The sequence below is a fragment of the Catellatospora tritici genome (genome assembly GCF_019083965.1).
Taxonomy (GTDB): domain Bacteria; phylum Actinomycetota; class Actinomycetes; order Mycobacteriales; family Micromonosporaceae; genus Catellatospora; species Catellatospora tritici.
The window spans coordinates 27,987-45,466 of sequence record NZ_JAHRCY010000013.1; the positions used below are offsets into that span (position 1 = coordinate 27,987).

Annotated in this window: 20 protein-coding genes; 11 read left to right on the forward strand and 9 right to left on the reverse strand. The window is 71.1% G+C overall.

Annotated features, from left to right (window positions below; all coding sequences use genetic code 11):
* Nucleotides 1-331: 331 nt before the first annotated feature.
* The 7 genes from KUA19_RS26740 (at nt 332) to KUA19_RS26770 (ending at nt 5,520) form a co-directional block, all read left to right on the forward strand.
* Nucleotides 332-745, forward strand: coding sequence for a TOBE domain-containing protein (locus KUA19_RS26740; protein WP_217400281.1), 414 nt, complete (start codon nt 332-334; stop codon nt 743-745).
* An 11-nt stretch (nt 746-756) separates the two neighbouring features.
* On the forward strand, nt 757-1,536 hold the full coding sequence (modA, locus tag KUA19_RS26745; protein ID WP_372451860.1) for a molybdate ABC transporter substrate-binding protein: 780 nt from the start codon (nt 757-759) through the stop codon (nt 1,534-1,536).
* A gap of 10 nt (nt 1,537-1,546) precedes the next feature.
* Nucleotides 1,547-2,380 carry an ABC transporter permease gene (locus KUA19_RS26750; RefSeq protein ID WP_217400285.1) on the forward strand — a complete coding sequence of 278 codons (834 nt, stop codon included), beginning with the start codon at nt 1,547-1,549 and terminating at the stop codon, nt 2,378-2,380.
* Nucleotides 2,377-3,444, forward strand: coding sequence for an ABC transporter ATP-binding protein (locus KUA19_RS26755; RefSeq protein WP_217400287.1), 1,068 nt, complete (start codon nt 2,377-2,379; stop codon nt 3,442-3,444). Before KUA19_RS26750 ends, KUA19_RS26755 begins: the two co-directional genes overlap by 4 nt.
* A gap of 22 nt (nt 3,445-3,466) precedes the next feature.
* Nucleotides 3,467-4,303 (forward strand): protein phosphatase 2C domain-containing protein, encoded by an 837-nt coding sequence (locus KUA19_RS26760; protein ID WP_217400289.1) that lies wholly within the window; start codon nt 3,467-3,469, stop codon nt 4,301-4,303.
* Between the two features lie 84 nt (nt 4,304-4,387).
* Entirely contained in the window at nt 4,388-4,879 is a 492-nt protein-coding gene (locus tag KUA19_RS26765; protein WP_217400291.1) for an RNA polymerase sigma factor, read from the forward strand.
* A complete protein-coding gene (locus KUA19_RS26770) occupies nt 4,876-5,520 on the forward strand; it encodes a hypothetical protein (RefSeq protein ID WP_217400293.1) in 645 nt (214 codons plus the stop codon). The genes KUA19_RS26765 and KUA19_RS26770 overlap by 4 nt, the downstream gene beginning before the upstream one ends.
* Nucleotides 5,521-5,616: 96 nt before the next feature.
* Here the strand turns inward: KUA19_RS26770 and KUA19_RS26775 are convergent, their stop codons facing one another.
* On the reverse strand, nt 5,617-5,997 hold the full coding sequence (locus tag KUA19_RS26775) for a hypothetical protein (protein ID WP_254550185.1): 381 nt from the start codon (nt 5,995-5,997) through the stop codon (nt 5,617-5,619).
* A gap of 98 nt (nt 5,998-6,095) precedes the next feature.
* Here KUA19_RS26775 and cutA point away from each other — a divergent pair, with 98 nt between their 5' ends.
* Nucleotides 6,096-6,419, forward strand: coding sequence for a divalent-cation tolerance protein CutA (gene cutA / locus KUA19_RS26780; RefSeq protein WP_217400295.1), 324 nt, complete (start codon nt 6,096-6,098; stop codon nt 6,417-6,419).
* Here the strand turns inward: cutA and KUA19_RS26785 are convergent.
* On the reverse strand, nt 6,406-7,548 hold the full coding sequence (locus KUA19_RS26785; RefSeq protein ID WP_217400635.1) for a helix-turn-helix domain-containing protein: 1,143 nt from the start codon (nt 7,546-7,548) through the stop codon (nt 6,406-6,408). The two genes, cutA and KUA19_RS26785, sit on opposite strands and share 14 nt — an antisense overlap.
* 387 nt (nt 7,549-7,935) lie before the next feature.
* Between KUA19_RS26785 and KUA19_RS26790 the strand changes: the two genes are divergently transcribed.
* Nucleotides 7,936-8,127, forward strand: a complete 192-nt coding sequence (locus KUA19_RS26790; RefSeq protein ID WP_217400297.1) for a hypothetical protein — start codon at nt 7,936-7,938, stop codon at nt 8,125-8,127.
* 35 nt (nt 8,128-8,162) lie between these two features.
* Here KUA19_RS26790 and KUA19_RS26795 read toward each other — a convergent pair whose 3' ends face one another.
* Complete coding sequence (locus KUA19_RS26795) at nt 8,163-8,336, reverse strand: hypothetical protein (RefSeq protein WP_217400299.1); 174 nt, start codon at nt 8,334-8,336, stop codon at nt 8,163-8,165.
* 384 nt (nt 8,337-8,720) lie between these two features.
* Between KUA19_RS26795 and KUA19_RS26800 the strand changes: the two genes are divergently transcribed.
* Complete coding sequence (locus tag KUA19_RS26800; RefSeq protein ID WP_217400301.1) at nt 8,721-10,289, forward strand: toll/interleukin-1 receptor domain-containing protein; 1,569 nt, start codon at nt 8,721-8,723, stop codon at nt 10,287-10,289.
* A gap of 67 nt (nt 10,290-10,356) precedes the next feature.
* On the opposite strand, the gene KUA19_RS26805 is transcribed toward KUA19_RS26800, so the two are convergent.
* From KUA19_RS26805 to KUA19_RS26820, 4 genes are all read right to left on the reverse strand, one after another.
* Nucleotides 10,357-11,385 (reverse strand): LLM class flavin-dependent oxidoreductase, encoded by a 1,029-nt coding sequence (locus KUA19_RS26805; protein ID WP_308167676.1) that lies wholly within the window; start codon nt 11,383-11,385, stop codon nt 10,357-10,359.
* Nucleotides 11,386-11,464: 79 nt separating this feature from the next.
* Entirely contained in the window at nt 11,465-12,685 is a 1,221-nt protein-coding gene (locus KUA19_RS26810) for a vWA domain-containing protein (protein WP_217400305.1), read from the reverse strand.
* Nucleotides 12,682-13,932 (reverse strand): AAA family ATPase, encoded by a 1,251-nt coding sequence (locus KUA19_RS26815; RefSeq protein WP_217400307.1) that lies wholly within the window; start codon nt 13,930-13,932, stop codon nt 12,682-12,684. The genes KUA19_RS26810 and KUA19_RS26815 overlap by 4 nt, the downstream gene beginning before the upstream one ends.
* Before the next feature lie 76 nt (nt 13,933-14,008).
* Nucleotides 14,009-15,379 (reverse strand): amino acid adenylation domain-containing protein, encoded by a 1,371-nt coding sequence (locus KUA19_RS26820; RefSeq protein ID WP_217400309.1) that lies wholly within the window; start codon nt 15,377-15,379, stop codon nt 14,009-14,011.
* A gap of 153 nt (nt 15,380-15,532) precedes the next feature.
* On the opposite strand from KUA19_RS26820, the gene KUA19_RS26825 reads away from it, so the two are divergent.
* Nucleotides 15,533-16,141: an SMI1/KNR4 family protein gene (locus tag KUA19_RS26825; protein ID WP_217400311.1), complete on the forward strand. Its 609-nt coding sequence runs from the start codon at nt 15,533-15,535 to the stop codon at nt 16,139-16,141.
* Nucleotides 16,142-16,148: 7 nt separating this feature from the next.
* Here KUA19_RS26825 and KUA19_RS26830 read toward each other — a convergent pair whose 3' ends face one another.
* Together KUA19_RS26830 and KUA19_RS26835 are read right to left on the reverse strand one after the other, a co-directional pair.
* Nucleotides 16,149-16,796 (reverse strand): SAM-dependent methyltransferase, encoded by a 648-nt coding sequence (locus KUA19_RS26830; protein ID WP_217400313.1) that lies wholly within the window; start codon nt 16,794-16,796, stop codon nt 16,149-16,151.
* 69 nt (nt 16,797-16,865) lie between these two features.
* Complete coding sequence (locus KUA19_RS26835; RefSeq protein WP_217400315.1) at nt 16,866-17,399, reverse strand: GNAT family N-acetyltransferase; 534 nt, start codon at nt 17,397-17,399, stop codon at nt 16,866-16,868.
* Nucleotides 17,400-17,480: the final 81 nt, after the last annotated feature.

Sequence of the window (17,480 nt, forward strand, 5' to 3'; positions counted from 1 at the left end):
AGATCGGAACTGGTGGTCGTAAAGCTGGCTTTACCGGCGCCTTCTGACCGACCGCAGCGATCATGGCCGCGGATGGCCACCAAGATCACTGTCTCCGGTCACCTTCCGGGCGGCAGCGGTGCCACACCTCGATCAAGATGGCCATCGGTGGTCGGTCACCGGGCGAGGACGGCACCCCCGTCTCAGCCGCCGCTCCCCAACCCGGCCATGACCGCCGACGGCGCAGGACTCTGTTCATGAAGCAGACGCGGCTGTACAGGCGCCCTCGACTGGCAAACCGTAGCTAAAGCAGGATTCAGGCCTTGCATCTGCGGTTGGTAGGCTGGATCGCGTGACGTCATACCGCATCGGTGAGGCCGCGGAGCTGTTCGCGGTCAGCGCCGACACCATGCGCCGCTGGGTCGACGCGGGGCGGGTGCCCGCCCACCGTGACGAACACGGCCACCGGGTCATCTCCGGGGCGGACCTGGCCGAGCTGGCCCGGTCGTTCACCGCCGAGGACGACGGCTCCGGCCACTCGTCGGCGCGTAACCGGCTGCGCGGCATCGTCACCGCCATCGTCCGCGACACGGTGATGGCCCAGGTCGACATCCAGGCCGGACCGTTCCGGATCGTCTCGCTGATGAGCCGGGAAGCCGCCGACGAACTGGACCTGCGGGTCGGCTCGTTGGCAGTGGCGGTGATCAAGTCGACCACGGTGGTCGTCGAGCGGGCCACCGCGCTCAAGGGGAGGGCGAACGTATGAGACACAGGTGGATCCGTACGGCGCTGGCCGCGGTGTCCCTGGTCGCGGCCACCGCGCTGGCGGCCTGCGGCTCGGACACGCCGCAGCCCGACGCGAGCGGTAGCGCGGCCGGGATCAGCGGAGACGTGACCGTGTTCGCGGCCTCGTCGCTGACCGAGTCGTTCAAGCAGATCGGCAAGGACTTCGAGGCGGCCCACCCGGGCACCAAGGTCACCTTCAACTTCGCGGGCAGCTCCGCGCTGGCCACCCAGATCATCCAGGGTGCCCCGGCCGACATCTTCGCCGCGGCCAGCCCCGCCACCATGAAGACGGTCACCGACGCCGGTGACGCTGCCGGCACGCCCACGGTGTTCGTCAAGAACCAGCTCGTCATCGCGGTGCCCAAGCTCAACCCCAAGGGCGTCACCGGCCTGGCCGACCTGACCAAACCCGGTCTGAAGGTGGCGCTCTGCGCCGAGCAGGTGCCGTGCGGCGCGGCCGCGAAGAAGGCGCTGGACGCGGCGGGCGTCAGGCTCACCCCGGTCACCCTGGAGCAGGAGGTCAAGGGGGCGCTGCAGAAGGTCAAGCTCGGCGAGGTCGACGCGGCGCTGGTCTACCGCACCGACACCCAGGCGGCCGCCAACGACGTCGACGGCATCGAGTTCCCCGAGTCGGCCAAGGCCATCAACGACTATCCGGTGGTGCTGCTCAAGAACGCTCCGAACGAGACCGCCGCACAGGCGTTCCTGGACTACCTGCAGACCGGTCCGGCCAAGGCCGTGCTGGGCGCGGCCGGATTCCAGGCCCCCTGAGGCGTACGGCATGAGCGACGCCCCCGCCGCCACGGTGACCGACCGGTCGCCGCGGCGGCGCGCGCCCCGGCAGGCCCCGGTGGTGCTGCTGGTCCCCGCGCTGTTGGGGCTGGCATTCCTGGTCGTCCCGCTGGCCGGGCTGCTGCTGCGCGCACCCTGGGCCACCCTGCCGCAGCACCTCGCCAGCCCCGGTGTGCTGGCCGCGCTGCGGCTTTCCCTGGTCACCGCCAGCCTGGCCACGATCGTGTGCGTGCTGCTCGGCGTGCCGCTGGCGTGGCTGCTGGCCCGGGTCGAGTTCCCGGGCCGTCGGGTGGCGCGTGCCCTGGTCACCGTGCCGCTGGTGCTGCCGCCGGTGGTCGGCGGCGTGGCGCTGCTGCTCGTGTTCGGCCGCCGCGGCCTGATCGGGTCGTGGCTGGACAGCACGTTCGGGATCACGCTGCCGTTCACCACCGCCGGGGTCGTCGTCGCCGAGGCGTTCGTGGCGATGCCGTTCCTGGTCATCGCCGTCGAAGGGGCCCTGCGCGGCGCCGACCACCGGTACGAGGAGGCGGCCGCGACCCTGGGGGCCGGGCGGTGGGCCGTGTTCCGGCAGGTCACCCTCCCGATGGTGGCGCCCGGTGTGGCCGCCGGGGCGGTGCTGTGCTGGGCGCGGGCGCTGGGCGAGTTCGGGGCCACCATCACCTTCGCCGGGAACTTTCCGGGCCGCACCCAGACCATGCCGCTGGCCGTCTATCTCGCCCTGGAGACCGACCTGGACGCCGCGATCGTGCTCAGCCTGGTCCTGCTCACCGTGTCGGTGGTCATCCTCGCCGCGCTGCGCGACAAGTGGATCGCCACGTCATGACCGGCGCGCCCCTGCTCGACGCCCACCTCGTGGTACACCGCGACAGCGGCTTCGACCTCGACCTCCGGCTGGCCATCGGCCCCGGCGAGGTCGTCGCGCTGCTCGGCCCCAACGGCGCGGGCAAGACCACCGCGCTGCGCGCCCTGGCCGGGCTGCTGCCGCTGACCGGCGGACGGATCACGCTGCGCGGCGACCTGCTCGACGAGCCGGGCACCGACCGGTTCACCCCGCCCGACAGGCGACCCATCGGCGTGGTGTTCCAGGACTACCTGCTGTTTCCGCACCTGAGCGCGCTCGACAACGTCGCGTTCGGGCCGCGCCACCGGGGGATGAAGCAGGCTGCGGCTCGTACCCACGCGATGGCCTGGCTGACCCGCGTCGGCCTGGCCGAACACGCCCAGCGCAAGCCCCGGCGCCTGTCCGGCGGGCAGGCCCAGCGCGTCGCGCTGGCCCGCGCCCTGGCCGTCGACCCCGTGCTGCTGCTGCTCGACGAACCGCTCGCGGCGCTGGACGCCCGCACCCGCCTGGACACCCGTGCCCAGCTGCACCACCACCTGGCCGAACATCCGGGCGCCACGCTGCTGGTCACCCACGATCCGCTGGACGCCCTGGTGCTCGCCGACCGGCTGGTCATCGTCGAGCACGGCCGCATCGTGCAGGAGGGTCACGCCGACGAGATCACCGCCCAGCCGCGCACCGACTACGTCGCCCGCCTGGTCGGCCTCAACCTCTACCGAGGCAGCGGCGACGGCCACACCGTCACCCTGCCCGGCGGCTTCACCCTGACCAGCGGCGACACCGCGTACGGCGACACGTTCATCGCGTTCGCGCCGACCGCTGTCGCGCTGCACCCGCACCGCCCCGACGGCAGCGCCCGCAACACCTGGGCCGCCACCATCACCGGCATCCAGCGCCACGGCGACAACCTGCGCATCCAGCTCGCCGGGCCGGTCACCGCCGCCGCCGACATCACCCCCGGTGCCGCCACGCAGCTCGACCTCGCCCCCGGCCGCACCGTCTGGGCCGCCGTCAAGGCCACCGAAACCCGCGCCTACCCGGCATGAGCAGGTCCGATAGCCTTGACCGATGATCGTGACCACCGCGACCGAGGCCGCACCCGGGCGTCCCGCCAACGAGGACCAGGTGTTCCAGCAGGGTCGGGTAGTCGGCGTGTTCGACGGTGTCACCGCCCCGGACCTGCCGGACGGCTGTGAGCACGGCCCCGCGTGGTACGTCCGGCGCCTGGTCACCCGGCTACGCGAAGCACTCGCCGACGCCCCGGCGGCTGCCCTGTCCGAGGTGCTCGGCCAGGCCATCACGCGCGTGCGCGGCGATCACCCCGGATGCGACCTGGCCAACCCCAGCACTCCGGCGTCCACGGTCTGCCTGGTCCGCGCCGACGCCGATCACCTGGAGTATCTGCTGCTGGGCGACAGTCCGCTCGTGGCCGAGCAGGGTGGGCGGGTCGTCGCGCTCACCGACGACCGGTTCGACCTGGTCTACGCGGACATCCGGGCCGAGGCGCTGCGCGGTGACGTGCCGCTCGGGTCGGCCGAGCACATCGCGCGGCAGCGCACCGCCGCACTGCGCAAGCAGGAGCTCACCAACACTCCCGGCGGTTACTGGATCGCCGCCGCCGATCCGCGGGCCGCTGCGAACGCGATCACCGGGCGGCTGCCGCTGACCGGGCCGGACGAGGTACGCCGGGCCGTGCTGCTCACCGACGGGGCGTCCTGTGCGGTCGACATGTTCGGGCTGTTCGACTGGGCGGGGCTACTGGACCTGGTCACCGAGCAGGGGCCGGAGGAGCTGATCCGGCGCGTGCGCGCGGCCGAGACCGCCGACCGCGACGGGTACGCCCGACCGCGCCACAAACGACACGACGACGCGACCGTCGCGCTGTGCCGCTTCGGTACGGCGTGATCGATGTGGCGCCCATCACAACGTGAGACAGGACGTCGGGGCTGCTCGTGTCATTCCGCAACTACTACCGAGAAGAGGTGAGCGGTGCGCGGTGCGGGCGACTTCGACGAGTGCTACCGAGCGACCTCCCGGCGGCTGCTGAGCTACGCGTACGCCCTCACCGGCGACTGGACGCAGGCCCAGGACATAGTGCAGGAGGCCTACCTGAAGGCCTGGCGGCAGTGGGGCCGGCTGTCGCATTACGAGGACGTCGAGGCATGGCTGCGGCTGATCGTGCATCGTCAGGCGACCGACTCGTGGCGCCGTCTGGTTCGGTGGCGTCGCGCGATGCCGCTGCTCACCGCCCCGACGCAGACGGCACCGCCTGACGAGTCGGCGGTGCTGGTCAGCCAGGCCCTGGCCGAGCTACCGCTGACGCACCGCCGAGTCCTGGCGCTGCACTACCTGTTCGATCTGCCGGTTGCGCAGATAGCGGTCGACACGGGCGTGCCGTCGAGCACCGTCACCACGTGGCTGGCGAGGGGACGCGCAGCTTTGTCCACCGCGCTCATAGCGATAGAGGTGAGCGGCAAGTGAATGACATCGAAGAAGCCTTCGCCCTGATCCGCCTCGAGGCCGAGCAGCGAGAGCTCCCCATGGCCGACCAGGTCCGCCGGTACGGCGACCGACGCGCCCGCCGCCGAGCGGCGGTAGCCACCCTGGCCGCTGTCGTCGTCGGTGTAGTCGCGACGATCAGCGTGTTGCCCCTGATCACGTCTCCGAAGACCCTGCCGCCTACCCGTGCGACCGATGCGTCGCCTGCCCTCAGCGGCGGCGAGATGAGCAAGCTGATTGACCAGGCGCGCGAGGATGTGGGAATCGGCTCGGCAGTCAACGCGAAGCAGTTCGCCGTGAGCTCCGGACCGCTGGACACGACCGTCCAGAACGTGGCCGAGGCCGTTCCCGAGAATTCGTACACGCTGGCCGTGACCTGCAGAGGTGCTGGCAAGGTGACGGTCACCTGGTCATTCGGAGGCAGGGCGAGCGGCGACCACATCGAGGTGGGAGCTGACGGCTACCTGTCTCAAACAGGTCACCTGACTTGTGCGCCAGCGTCGGTGAAGAACTTGCCCGCCTTGATGAAAGATCACCGTAGCGGGACATTGACTGTCCGCATCGAGCCCGACAGTGAAGCGCTCAACCACGCCGCATACGCCTATGTGATCACCACAGATTGACTCGTGGCGGCCACGGGCCCGAGGTGGGTGGCCAGGTCGGTGAGGATCTGGACGTAGTCGTCGTGCTCGAAGGTGAACGGCAGCGCGAACGCGACCTCATCGACCTAGCGGAACGCGGCGTGCGCGTACAGCCGCTCGGCGATTTCGGCCGATTCGCGGCGTACTCCGCGCACTTGGCGCGCTGTTCGGGGCTGGCCGAGTCGGCGGGGTGACGACCAGCCCCTGCGACACCGGGGCCGCCTGCCCGTAGGGATGGGCTGCCCGGAACGCCCGGACGTGGGAGCGGATCTGCTCGAAGTCCTCCGACTCCACCGTCTTCACCACGCTGCTGGTCAGCAGGTTCATGCCGTGCTCGCCCGCCCACTGGCACGAGCGCAGGCTGCCGCCGCCGTACCACATGCGGTCGGCCAGCCCGGGGGAGTGCGGCTGGACCCGGTCGGAGAACACCTCGATCGCGGCCTCGCGCCGCGTGATCAAGTCAACGCGGCCTGAGCGGCCAGGTGATCTGTTGTTCCGAGCGCCGCTTCGCCGCCTCGCTCGCTGCCGTCGGGAGCACTTCGCCGTACGCTCGCGACATGACCGGCCTTATTCAGGTGTCCACTGCCACCGAGCACCGCGAAGCCGCCGTCACCCTCGCGGGTAACGCCGTCCGCCTCCGCCTCGCCGCCTCCGCCCAGGTCAGCGGTCCGGTGACTTCCGTGTTCTGGCACCTTGGCGAGTACGGTACGGGCGAGGAGTGGCAGGCGACGCTCATCACCACAGAGGATCGGTACGCCGAGCTCGAGGCGTTCCTGCTCGCAAACCACCCATGGCAGAACCCACAGGTCACGGCCGTCCCGGTTACCGCCGGGGCGAGCGCATGCGTCACCTGGGCTCGCAATGCGGTCACTGCGGACTGACCGCGAGCCTGTCACGTAGCTCGCGCATGGCGGGCGTCCCCTCGAACGGGGCGGAGAGCGCGAGCGTCGCCGCCATCCGCGCCTTCGGCCTGGTAGAGGACACGCCAACCGTCAGCCTGTGCGCGCGAGTGATCGTGGCAGCCGCCAGCTCTATCTCACGCCCGTGCAGGTACGCCTCAGCCAGCGCGAGCAGATACAGCGCCTTGTCGCGCGCGTACGCCTCCGGGAAGTCAGCCAGTGCGCTCGTCAACGGGGGCACCGCTCGCAGGGGTCGGCCAAGAGCCGACCAGCACCGGCCGGTCATGATGGCGATCTCCTGCGCATCCACCCACGTCGCCCAGTCCGGATCGGCGGGGGCGCCTGCGTCGTCGAGAGCGCCTGCGGCGGAGCTGAGCGCCTCTTCGGCCTCCGCGACCAGCCCGGCGACGGCAAAGGACCACGCAGCTCGGTCGAAGACCAGCGCGCGAACCCGCGCCGGTACGCGGGCAGTCAATGCCTGGCACGATGCGCGGGCAAGCTCGACGTCTACCTGGCCGGTGAAGGCGCGCTGGTACGCATCGAGCGCGAGCGCGTTCGCGACCAGCGCCTGATCTCCTGCCTCGACCGCCGCCTGCCGACTCGTCTGATAGAGCCGCAGCGAGCGATCGGTCCAGCCGGCGTCGAACGCCGCCCAGCCTGCCAACTGGGCCTGCTCAGCCAGCACGGCGAGCAGTGTTCGGCGGGTGTCAGTTGTGTACGTGGCACCGCTGAGCACAGCCTCTGTCGCTTCGACCTCGGCGAGGTAGAGGCCAAACGTGTCGGCGCCGCCGAGCGAGTCGTCCAGGCGGCGGAGCTGAGCCATGCGGTCGAGCGCTATGCCGACGTCCACGGTCCCGACTCTGCCACCGGAAGCGCCCGCCAAGGCTGCGCCACCTGCTGCGACCACCGTCAGCAGCTCCCGCCGATTCACGTCGACGACGGTACGCCGTCTGCCTCGGGTCGCGGCCAACGCGATCAGCACCCCGTTGGCGCCGAGCGCGTTGTCGAGCGCGCGGGCCAGCTCCGGAGACGGCTCTCGGAATCCGCTCTCGGCGTGACCGACAGCCGCTTTACTCCAGTTGATCCGCTTCGAGAGTGCGTAGAGACTCAGCCCCGCCGTTCTCGCGAAGGGCCTTCAAGGTCTCGCCGAAACCGCTTGCCACGTTCCGCTTCCCGTAGACGACCGTAGACGGCTCGCACCTTCTCCACGCGACATGCGACCGCGAGGCTACTCATAGCGCGGGGCGGTCGTAGATCCGAGATCCGGCCGCCTCGCCGCCCTAATCAGACGGTACGCCGCACCAGGGGAGGGATCAACGATGGTCGCTAGCGTGGCGGAGCCGGCCCCGATCACCGCGAAAGCTGAGATCGTGACGGCAACCGACACCAGCCGCGACGGGCTTTGCGCAGGCTGCCTCGACGACTACGGCATCGCCACCTGGGCACCATGCACTGTCTTCCGGCGGGCTGATTGCGTGCTCGCAGCGGAGGCGGGCCAGTGACCGACTCCGAGACGCGCCCTGCGTGGGCCGACGAACCGACCGCGGAATGGACCCTCGCCGAACGCCTGCGGTACGACATCGCCGAGTTCAACGACGCTCAGGGCTTCCGCTCGACCGCTGAGCCCGCTTGGCTCACGGTTCCGACGGGCGTGTATCGGGCCATTGCGGCTGGGCTGCGTGACTCGTGAGCACCAGCCCGACATTCTGGGTCGTCGCTGACGGCTCAGGCGTTCGTGTGGGCGACGTCGTCGCCGTTGAGGCTGGTGAGGGGCCAATTGTTGAGGTAGGTCAGGTAGGTTGGCCGGTCGTCGAGGTGCACAACAGCCGACGCGAAACCCACCCCCTGTGCATCATCACCCGCGTTCGGTACGGCACGCGCAACACGTAGCTCATCCATGCCACAAACGGCATGCGACCCGATCTCGATGATGTCGACGGCTCAAGATCCCGCTGGCCGTCAGCGTAGGCGCAGGTTGACGATCCCTCAGCGAACCCCTCCGGCCACCCCGGCCAGCAGTTCACCCGCAGGCTGTTGCTGTCGACCCGGCGCCCGGTGGCCTGGCCCAACCGCCGTCCGGCGGAGACCACCTTGAAGTTCGCCACCAACTGCCCTCGCTGATGCGTACGCCGCCACTCCGGCGCCGTGAGTGCGTCCCCGACGATTGTGGGGCTTCGTAAAGCGCACCCAAGTTTTGGCTGGTCAGACAGATATCGTTGGCAGTAGCGGCGGTTCGACACATCGCCCGTCAAGTCGTTTGTGATGGGCAGTAGCGTATTGATGGTGTCCGGTCATGTGTTCATCAGCTATAGCCATGCCACCGACGGGCCGTATGTTGAGCGGCTTGCCGTATACCTGGAGGCGGCGGGTCTGGCGGTCTGGTTCGACCGCGAGATCATCACTGGTGACCGGTGGAGCAGGGCCATTGAGGAGCGGATCGACACGTGTGCGGCGTTCATCGTGGTGATGAGCGACGCAGCGCGGCAATCAGCATGGGTGGACCGGGAGATTGATCAGGCACAGGAGATGGGCAAGCCCATCTTTCCGCTACTGCTGGACGGCCGACGCTTCTTCCGACTCGCCGATATTCAACATGAGCCCGTACACGGCGGAAAGATGCCCTCACTAAGATATGTGAGCAGGTTGCGTAGGTTATCGGCTCCCGCCGAGCCGCCAACGCGCCGGGTGGTGGAGCATGCCGCTCCCGCCGAGCCGCCAACGCGCCGGGTGGTGGAGCATGCCGCTCCCGCCGAGCCGCCAACGCGCCGGGTGGTGGAGCATGCCGCTCCCGCCGAGCCGCCAACGCGCCGGGTGGTGGAGCATGCCGCTCCCGCCGAGCCGCCAACGCGCCGGGTGGTGGAGCATGCCGCTCCCGCCGAGCCGCCAACCCATCGGGTGCTGGAGCACCTCACTCCCATCGACGAAACCTACGGTTACGCTTCCATGTCCGCGCTGGCGTTCGGCCCGGGCGGGCGTACCCTTGCCGGCGGCTGTGTCGATAGTGTTGTTGACGTGTGGGATCTGGCCGAGCAGCGCCCGCTCAGCAGGGCCGCCATCCTCACCGGCCACCGGAAGTGGGTGTCGGCGGTGGCGTTCAGCCCAGATGGGCGCATCTTGGCTACCGGCAGCGGTGATATGACGGTGCGGCTGTGGAACGTGGCCGACCCGCCGCCCCGGGTTTCCGCCGCCACCCTCACCGGACACGGGGGCTCTGTGGTGTCAGTGGCGTTCAGCCCAGATGGGCGCATCCTGGCTACCGGCAGCAGCGACATGACGGTGCGGCTGTGGAACGTGGCCGACCCGCTGCACCCGGTTGCCGCCGCCACCCTCACCGGCTACGCCGCTTCTGTACGGTCGATGGCGTTCAGCCCAGATGGGCGCATCCTGGCTACTGGCAGCAGCGACATGACGGTGCGGCTGTGGAACGTGGCCGACCCGCTGCACCCGGTTGCCGCCACTACCCTCACCGGACACGGGGGCTCTGTGCTGTCGGTGGCGTTCAGCCCAGACGGGCGCATCCTTGCCACGGGCAGCCGAGACATGACGGTACGGCTGTGGAACGTGGCCGACCCGCTGCACCCGGTTGCCGCCACTACCCTCACCGGACATGAGGGCTCTGTGCTGTCGGTGGCGTTCAGCCCAGATGGGCGCGTCCTTGCCACGGGCAGCCAAAACATGACAGTGCTGCTATGGAACGTCAACCCGCTGCTAAAGAGCCTCACTGCCACTCTCACCAGCCGCATCTACCGCACCGAGGAGGTGATGTCGCTGGCGTTCAGCCCCGACGCGCACACCCTGGTAATCGGTATTAGCGAAGACAAGTCTGTGAGGCTGTGGAAGATAGAGACGTGATAGCCCATCGTGAAGCAGGTATCGAAACCGCCTTCCAAGCACCGAATGGATGCCGCAGCGTGCGGCCTCAGGCATCGCTTGTGGTCGGGTGCCAGCCGAGTGCCGGGCCGAGGCGGGTGGCCAGGTCAGTGAGGATCTGGACGTAGTCGTCGTGCTCGAAGGTGAACGGTAGCGCGAACGCCACCTCGTCGACCTCGCGGAACCCGGCGTGCGCGTACAGCCGCTCGGCGATCTCCACCGACGTCCCGACCAGGTCCGGCGCGAACATCAGCCGAGCCGGCCCCTGCGGGGTCGCCGTACGCGGCAGCCGCTTCGCGGCGTACTCCGCGTACTTGGCGTGCTGTTCGGGGCTCGCCGAGTCGGTGGGGATGACGACCAACCCTTGCGAGACGCGCGCCGACCGGCCCGAAGGATGGGCCGCCCGGAACGCCCGGATGTGGGACAGCTGGATCTGCTCGAAGTCCTCCGACTCCTCCGCCTTCACCACGCTGCTGGTCAGCAGGTTCATGCCGTGCTCGCCCGCCCACTGGCACGAGCGCAGGCTGCCGCCGCCGTACCACATGCGGTCGGCCAGCCCGGGGGAGTGTGGCTGGACCCGGTCGGAGAACACCTCGATGCCCTCGACACCCTTGAAGTCGGAGGCGGGCTCGCCGCGTACCAGGTGGAGCAGCCGCCGGACCCGCTCGTAGCCGAAGTCCTCGGCGTCGGCGGTGTCCGGGTAAAGCGCCTGCTTGACCCGGTCGAAGTGGGTCGGCGGGCCGACGCTGACGCCGGGGTTGAGGCGACCGCCGGACAGGATGTCGACCGTGGCCAGGTCCTCGGCCAGGCGCAGCGGATTCTCCCAGCCCAGCGGGGTGACCGCGGTGCCGAGCTCGATGCGGCTGGTGCGCTGCGTCGCGGCGGCGAGCACCGCCACCGGCGACGAGATGCCGAACTGCAGGTGCCGGTGGCGCAGCCAGGCGCTGTCGAAGCCCAGGCGCTCGCCCAGTTGAATGATCTCCAACGTGGACTCGTGGCCGCGTCGCGGATCGGCCTCGTCGAACAGCCCGATGGTGAGGAAGCCGAGCTTGCGCAGCGGCTGCGAGGGGAGCGGCACGGGCGGACCTCCGTCGTGAGTCGCCTCCATGATCCCACGGCCGGGCCGCGCGCCCCGACCGCGCGGCCCGGCTGTGGGATCAGCCGATGGTCACCACCTTCGCCCACTCCGGTGGCGCGTCGGGCACGTACTCGTTCTCCTTGTCCTCGTCCCACCTGGGCGCGTCCGGGCGGGCGAACAGCCCGACCACGGTCCGGCACGGCGGTTTGGTCTCCGGCCAGGGCGTCTGCCCGTCGGTGAGCACCACCACGACGTCGGGGCGCGGGTTGGCCCGCAACGCCTTGGCGAAGCCTTCCCGCAGGTCGGTGCCGCCGCCGCCGACCAGCGGGATGCCCTCGGCGCGGCACAGCGGGTGCGCCACTCCTGCGGCCGCGTCGCAGGACATGACGCTGACCAGGTCGCGGCGGCCGCCCACGCCGCGGGCGATGGCGGCGACCTCCAGCAGCGCGCTGCCGAGCTCGGTGTCGCTCACCGAGCCGGAGGTGTCGATGATGACGCTCACCCGGGGCGGGGTGCGGCGCAGGCTCGGCAGGACCACGCCGGGCAGGCTGGCCGCCCGCCGCGACGGCCGGCCCCAGACGTAGTCGTCGCCCGAACCGGAGGTCGAGGCCGCCGCGCGTACGGCCGCGCCCAGCAGGTCCCGCCACGGCTGCGGCGGATGGAATGCCTGCTTGGCCCAGCGCTGCCAACCCTGCGGCACGTCACCGCGCCCGCTCATGCCCTGCGCCACCCGGAACCGGACCGCGTCGCGTTCCTGCTCGGTCAGCCCGCACGCGCCGCCGGGGCCGAGGTCCCACTCGCGGTCCAGGCCGTCGGCCCCGCTGCCGCAGTCCAACCAGACCAGACCCTGGGTGTACGGCCCGAGCCGGAACTGCCCCAGGTACTCCTCCATCAGCAGGTCGGACGGCAACTTCAGCAGTCCGGGCTGGACTGCGTCGGTGGGCCAGGGCAGCCCGTCGCCGTACACGTCATCGTTGATCTCGCAGTCGGCGGCGATGTTCATCCGCAGGCGCTCGCCCGGACCCGACAGGTTGTGCCGCGCCGCGTACCGGTCGCCGCGCCCGTGGTGGTCGCGCAGCAGGTGGGACACCTCGTGCACCCATACCCCGGCCAGCTCCTCCAGCGGGGTCGCGGCCACGAACGCGGGCGAGACGTAGCAGCGCCAGTGCCGGTCCACCGCCATCGTCGGCACCCGGCGGGACTCCACCGGCTGCAGCGCGAACAGGGCGGTGGCCAGGTACGGCCGCACCTTCGCCGCGTACAGCCGGGCCGCGTACAGCTTCTCGGTGTCCATCGTCATCGGCGCGCACCGGCCTGCTCGGCGGCCTGCTCGACCGCCTGGTCCGCGCGCTTGGCCACCGCCACCGCCCCGGCCAGCCGCTCGATCGCGGCGGGCACGTCCCAGCCGTCCTGCCGCAGCGAGGCGAGCGTGGTCGCGGGCACGACCACCAGGTCCGGCGCGCCGGTGTCCAGGGCCAGCACCAGCAGCGCCCACGCCGCGTCCCAGCGGGACCGGTCCGGGCGGGCGCGGACCGCCGCGACCACCCCGTCGAGCACCGCCTGGCGCAGGTCGCCCCGGTCGGGCAGCACCGCCGACGCCGGGTCGGCCAGCAGCGCCTCCGGGTCGGGCAGGTCCATCCGGTCCAGGCTCGCCAGCAGCTCCAGCCCCGGCCCGTCGCCGACGGTGCCCCGGACCAGCATCGACAGCACCTCGCGGGAGGTGCCCGCGGCGGTGGCGAAGGCGATCAGCCGCAGCGCCATGTCCCAGCTGCGCGGCGACGGCCAGGGGCCGCCCCGGCGGGTCTCGGCGCTGGGCAGCTTGTGTACGAGGCCGGGTCGGGCGGTCAGCAGCCCGCACACCGCGCGGCGCGCGTAGGCCACCGACTGGTGCAGCCGGGCCGGGTCGAGCCTGGGCAGCGTCGCCCGGGGCCAGACGCCGCCCAGACCGCGTACCACCACCTCATGGTCGTAGCTCCACTGCAGATGCACGAACCGGTTGGCCAGCGGCGCGCTCAACTCCCAGCCGTCGGCGGCCGACGACCTCGGGTTGGCCGCGGCCACGATCCGTACGCCCGGCGGCAGTTCCAGCGCCCCGACCCGGCGCTCCAGCACCAGCCGCAGCAGCGCCGCCTGCACCGCCGGGGGAGCGGTCGACAGCTCGTCAAGGAACAGCAACCCGCGCCCGGCCTGGACCAGGCGGACCGCCCAGTCTGGCGGGGCCATCGGCACGCCCTGCACCGCCGGGTCGTCGCCGACGATCGGCAGGCCGGAGAAGTCGGTGGGCTCGTGCACGCTGGCGATCACCGTGGTCAGCGGCAGGTTCAGCGACGTGGCGAGCTGGTTCAGGGCCGCGGTCTTGCCGATGCCCGGCTCGCCCCACAGCAGCACCGGCAGGTCGGCGGCGACGGCCAGCATCAGCGCCTCCAACTGGGTGTCGGGACGCGGTTCGGTGGCGGTGTCGCCCAGCAGGGCGAGCAGCTCGGCGGCGACGTCGAGCCGCTGCGCCGGGAGAGTCGTGAACGGAAGGTCAAGGACGGAAATAGACATGTGGCATCACCTTGAGGGCAGGTCAGGGCCGCGCCGCGGCCGGAGTAAGAAAGAGAAGGGCGCGTGGGTACGCGGATCAGCGCGGACTGCTCGCCTGGCGTGGTCGGGCGCGGCTTGCCCCGCGACGGCTGTCGCCTGGTGCCCGGACCGGTCCGCGACCGGTGAACCCGGCCCGGTACAGCCCGTGCGTGACCTGCCGCTGCGCCGCGCGTTCGAGTTCTTCGCGCAGCGCTCCGGCGCGCAGCAGTACGTCCGGCCCGAGCAGCGCTTCGACGGCAGCCAGGGCACCGGCGGTGTCGCCGTGGTGGAGCCGGGCCTGGACGTCGGGCAGGCACTCCGGACTCCGGTGTGCCAGGTCGATCGCCCGCAGGCAGGCCATCGGACTGCCGCCCAGCTCGGCCAGGAGCGACTCCCGCCGCAGCTCGACCGGATCGTGGTCCAGCGCGACCAGCACGCCGTCCACGATCCCGATCCGGTGGTCGGTGCCTCGGCACTCGACTACGCGCACCCCCGTGCCCACGTCGTCGAGTCGGCCGCCATCGACCGGTTGGTGGTCGGGCACCAGCGCCGCCGCGACGAGCGGGTGCAGCCGGTCGGGCATGACGGCCCCTGCCCGCAGCAGTTCCAGGTCGGGCAGGACCCAGGTCGCCGCGTACGGCAGGACCGGACGCGCCGGGTCGTCCCGCTTCACGCGTGCGAGCCGGGCCACGCGGAGCCGGTCGGCCGACACGTCGAGTGACAGCCGCTGCCGCCCGCGCAGCCGTACCGTCACGGCGCCGGTCCGCCCTTCGGCCTTCAGCAGCAGCGCGGCCTCGGCCGCCCACCGGTCCACGGCACAGCCCGAGTCCGGCGGCACCAGCTCGGGCGACACCGGATCGGCTCGGTCGTACCTGGACGGTGCGCTCGCTCCGGACCGCCGCCCCAGTTCCTGCGCGTGCCGGACGTCCCACAGGTGACGATGCAGGTCGAGCCGGAACCGACGGTCGGCATGCGGATGCGGATGCACGTGGGGCAGCTCGGCCGGGCGGGACTCGTCCCACAGGGCCAGGCTGATCCGCTGCCCGGCGTCCGCCCACGCCGGTGGCGTCCGAGCCACCAGGTGCACGGCGGCACCCGAGCCGGTCGAGTGGTAGCGGGCCAGCGAGATGGTCAGGCCCGGCCGGAGCAGGCCGTCCGGGGCGATCCGGGGCATGTGCCAGCGGAGCAGGTCAGGAGCCAGATTGCGCAGATCGGCGCGCAGACCGTCCGCGAACTCCCGGCCATGGATGCGGGCGATGACCCGCAGATTCAGATCGACGTCGAAGCGTGCCGCTGCGCACGCCCCGGCCCAGTCGCCCGCGATGCGGCGGGCGGTCGCAGATCGGATCATCGAGGGCGGCACGGCGAATTCGCGTACGTGCTGCCAGAAGAGGAGACGGGCGTCTCCGTTCGCAACAGTCGAGCGCATCAGCACTCACCTTTTGCGGACGGGACCTCCGTTCCGTTCAGGAAGGTAGTCATCGCGGGCAGCGTAACGCATCGCGTCACCGCTGTCAGGTACAGTCTCGGCCCATGGCGGCAACGCAGGTGTCTCTGCGCCTGTCGCGCCTGGGAGGTTGAGGTGACGGACGAGGTCACGGCCTCCTGGGTGAGGATCGAGGCCTGGCTGGACCGCCATGCGCCCGCCAGCGCGACGCTGTTGGCGGGCCCGGCCGATCACGCCGAGATCGACGCCGCCGAAAGCACCCTCGGTCTGCCGTTTCCCGCCGAACTGGTCGTGTCGCTGCGCCGTCACGACGGCCTCACCGAGTGGGCGGGCATCTTTCCGGATCTGCCGCCCGCCTCGGTCGCGCAGATCGTCGAATACCGCCAGATCTGCATGGAGGTCGCCGAAACCGTCGACGGTTTCGCCGTGTCCGTCACCGGTGAGCCGTGGTGGCATCCACTGTGGCTGCCGTTCGCCGTCGACGTCGGTGCCATGGTCATCGACCTGAGGCCGGGACCCGGACATGGGCGGCTCGGGTGGGCCGGGCACAGCAATCCCGGCTTCTTCGACGACGGCTGGCCATCGCTCGGCGCATACCTTGACGCCGTGGCGCAGGCGCTGCACGGTGGCGGCGACGTGGGTGGCTGGTTCCCGTACCTGGAGGCCGGTGGCGGCCTGTGGTGGAGCGGTGCGGACGAGACCGAACTGAACGGCGAACCGCTCGTTCCAGCACCGCGCTTCTGAGCCGGACTCAGTCGGCCAGGCGGCGGACCTTCACGGTGCTGTCGCTGCGGGTGCCCGGCTGACCCTCCGGTCCCGTGGCGGCGAACTCGTACGCCTGGCTGACCAGCACCTCCCACTCGTGGTCGGGCAGCGCCAGCGCCGCCAGGACGTCGTCCGGGCTCGGGAACTCGACGTCGTCGTGGTGCCCGGCATGCCAGGACGGGAAGGCGCAGTGCCCGACGACCAGCAGCACCCCGCCCGGCAGCACCGCGGCCGCCGCCGTACGCAGCACCGTCCGCCATGGCAGCGGGCCGCGCGAGTGCAGGAAGCAGACGCTGACCAGGTCATACCTGCCGGCGGGGAACGACTCGGCGAGGTCGTGGCGCTGCCAGTCGATGTGGTCGCCGAGCCCGGCCACGGCCGCGTGGGAGGCGCCGCGCCGCAGCGCGGTGGGGGAGATGTCGACCGCCGTGACCCGCCAACCGTGCGCGGCGAGCCAGATCGCGTCGGCGCCCTCGCCGCAGCCCAGGTCCAGCGCCATCCCCGGGGTCAGCCCGGTCGCCTCGCGCACCAGCGCCGCGTTGGGCTTGCCGCTCCACACCTGCTCGCTGCCGCGGTAGCGCTCCTCCCAGAGCTGCTCGTCGCTCTGCCGGGTGTCGGGATGGTCGTGGGACATGGCGCGCTCCTGTCGTCGTACTCCGACATGATCCGTCAGTGGCCCACGGGCCGCACGGATTCCGCGCCGTCAGGCCGCGGTCAGGTCGATCCAGTATCGCCGGGTGTAGCCCAGTTCCGTGTGGCGGATGTCCTCCAGCACGCCGCCGTTGCGCTCGATGGTGCGCGCCGAGGCGATGTTGGTGTCGTCGCAGGTCACCAGCGCGCGGTCGAGGCCGCGGGCGCGGGCGTGCCCCAGCACCTCGCCCAGCGCCCACGAGGCCAGACCCCGCTTGCGCGCCGAGGGTCGGACACCGTAGCCGATGTGGCCGCCGGCGTGCAGCAGGAAGTCGTTGAGCCGGTGCCGCAGCGAGATCGACCCGACGATCTCGCCCCGGTCGGCGATCCACCAGTACGTCGCGTGCACCAGGCCCTCGGCCACCGGGATCGACTCGTCCGACATCCGCTTCATGCGGTCGACGAACACGGTGAACCCGGCCAGGGTGTCGACGTCCTCGTCCTGGCGCAGTCCGCTGCCGTGCTGGATGACGTCGCGGCCCCAGTCGTCGCGGCAGTCGAGCCAGGCCTGGTGCAGCGCGGTGTTCGGTGTGATCAGCTCGGGCATGGCGGCCAGGGTAGGTGCTGGTGACGACCTCGTCGACCGGATTTGCGGCCGATCGCGTCACGCCCTACGTCCCGCTATTTG

Bases quoted from the DNA above. Each gene is read 5' to 3' on its own strand.
- KUA19_RS26750 (WP_217400285.1), top strand. From the start codon at position 1,547: ATGAGCGACGCCCCCGCCGCCACGGTGACCGACCGGTCGCCGCGGCGG.
- KUA19_RS26755 (WP_217400287.1), top strand. From the start codon at position 2,377: ATGACCGGCGCGCCCCTGCTCGACGCCCACCTCGTGGTACACCGCGAC.
- KUA19_RS26760 (WP_217400289.1), top strand. From the start codon at position 3,467: ATGATCGTGACCACCGCGACCGAGGCCGCACCCGGGCGTCCCGCCAAC.
- cutA (WP_217400295.1), top strand. From the start codon at position 6,096: ATGACCGGCCTTATTCAGGTGTCCACTGCCACCGAGCACCGCGAAGCC.
- KUA19_RS26795 (WP_217400299.1), bottom strand. From the start codon at position 8,336: ATGGATGAGCTACGTGTTGCGCGTGCCGTACCGAACGCGGGTGATGAT.
- KUA19_RS26810 (WP_217400305.1), bottom strand. From the start codon at position 12,685: ATGACGATGGACACCGAGAAGCTGTACGCGGCCCGGCTGTACGCGGCG.
- KUA19_RS26815 (WP_217400307.1), bottom strand. From the start codon at position 13,932: ATGTCTATTTCCGTCCTTGACCTTCCGTTCACGACTCTCCCGGCGCAG.
- KUA19_RS26820 (WP_217400309.1), bottom strand. From the start codon at position 15,379: ATGCGCTCGACTGTTGCGAACGGAGACGCCCGTCTCCTCTTCTGGCAG.
- KUA19_RS26830 (WP_217400313.1), bottom strand. From the start codon at position 16,796: ATGTCCCACGACCATCCCGACACCCGGCAGAGCGACGAGCAGCTCTGG.
- KUA19_RS26835 (WP_217400315.1), bottom strand. From the start codon at position 17,399: ATGCCCGAGCTGATCACACCGAACACCGCGCTGCACCAGGCCTGGCTC.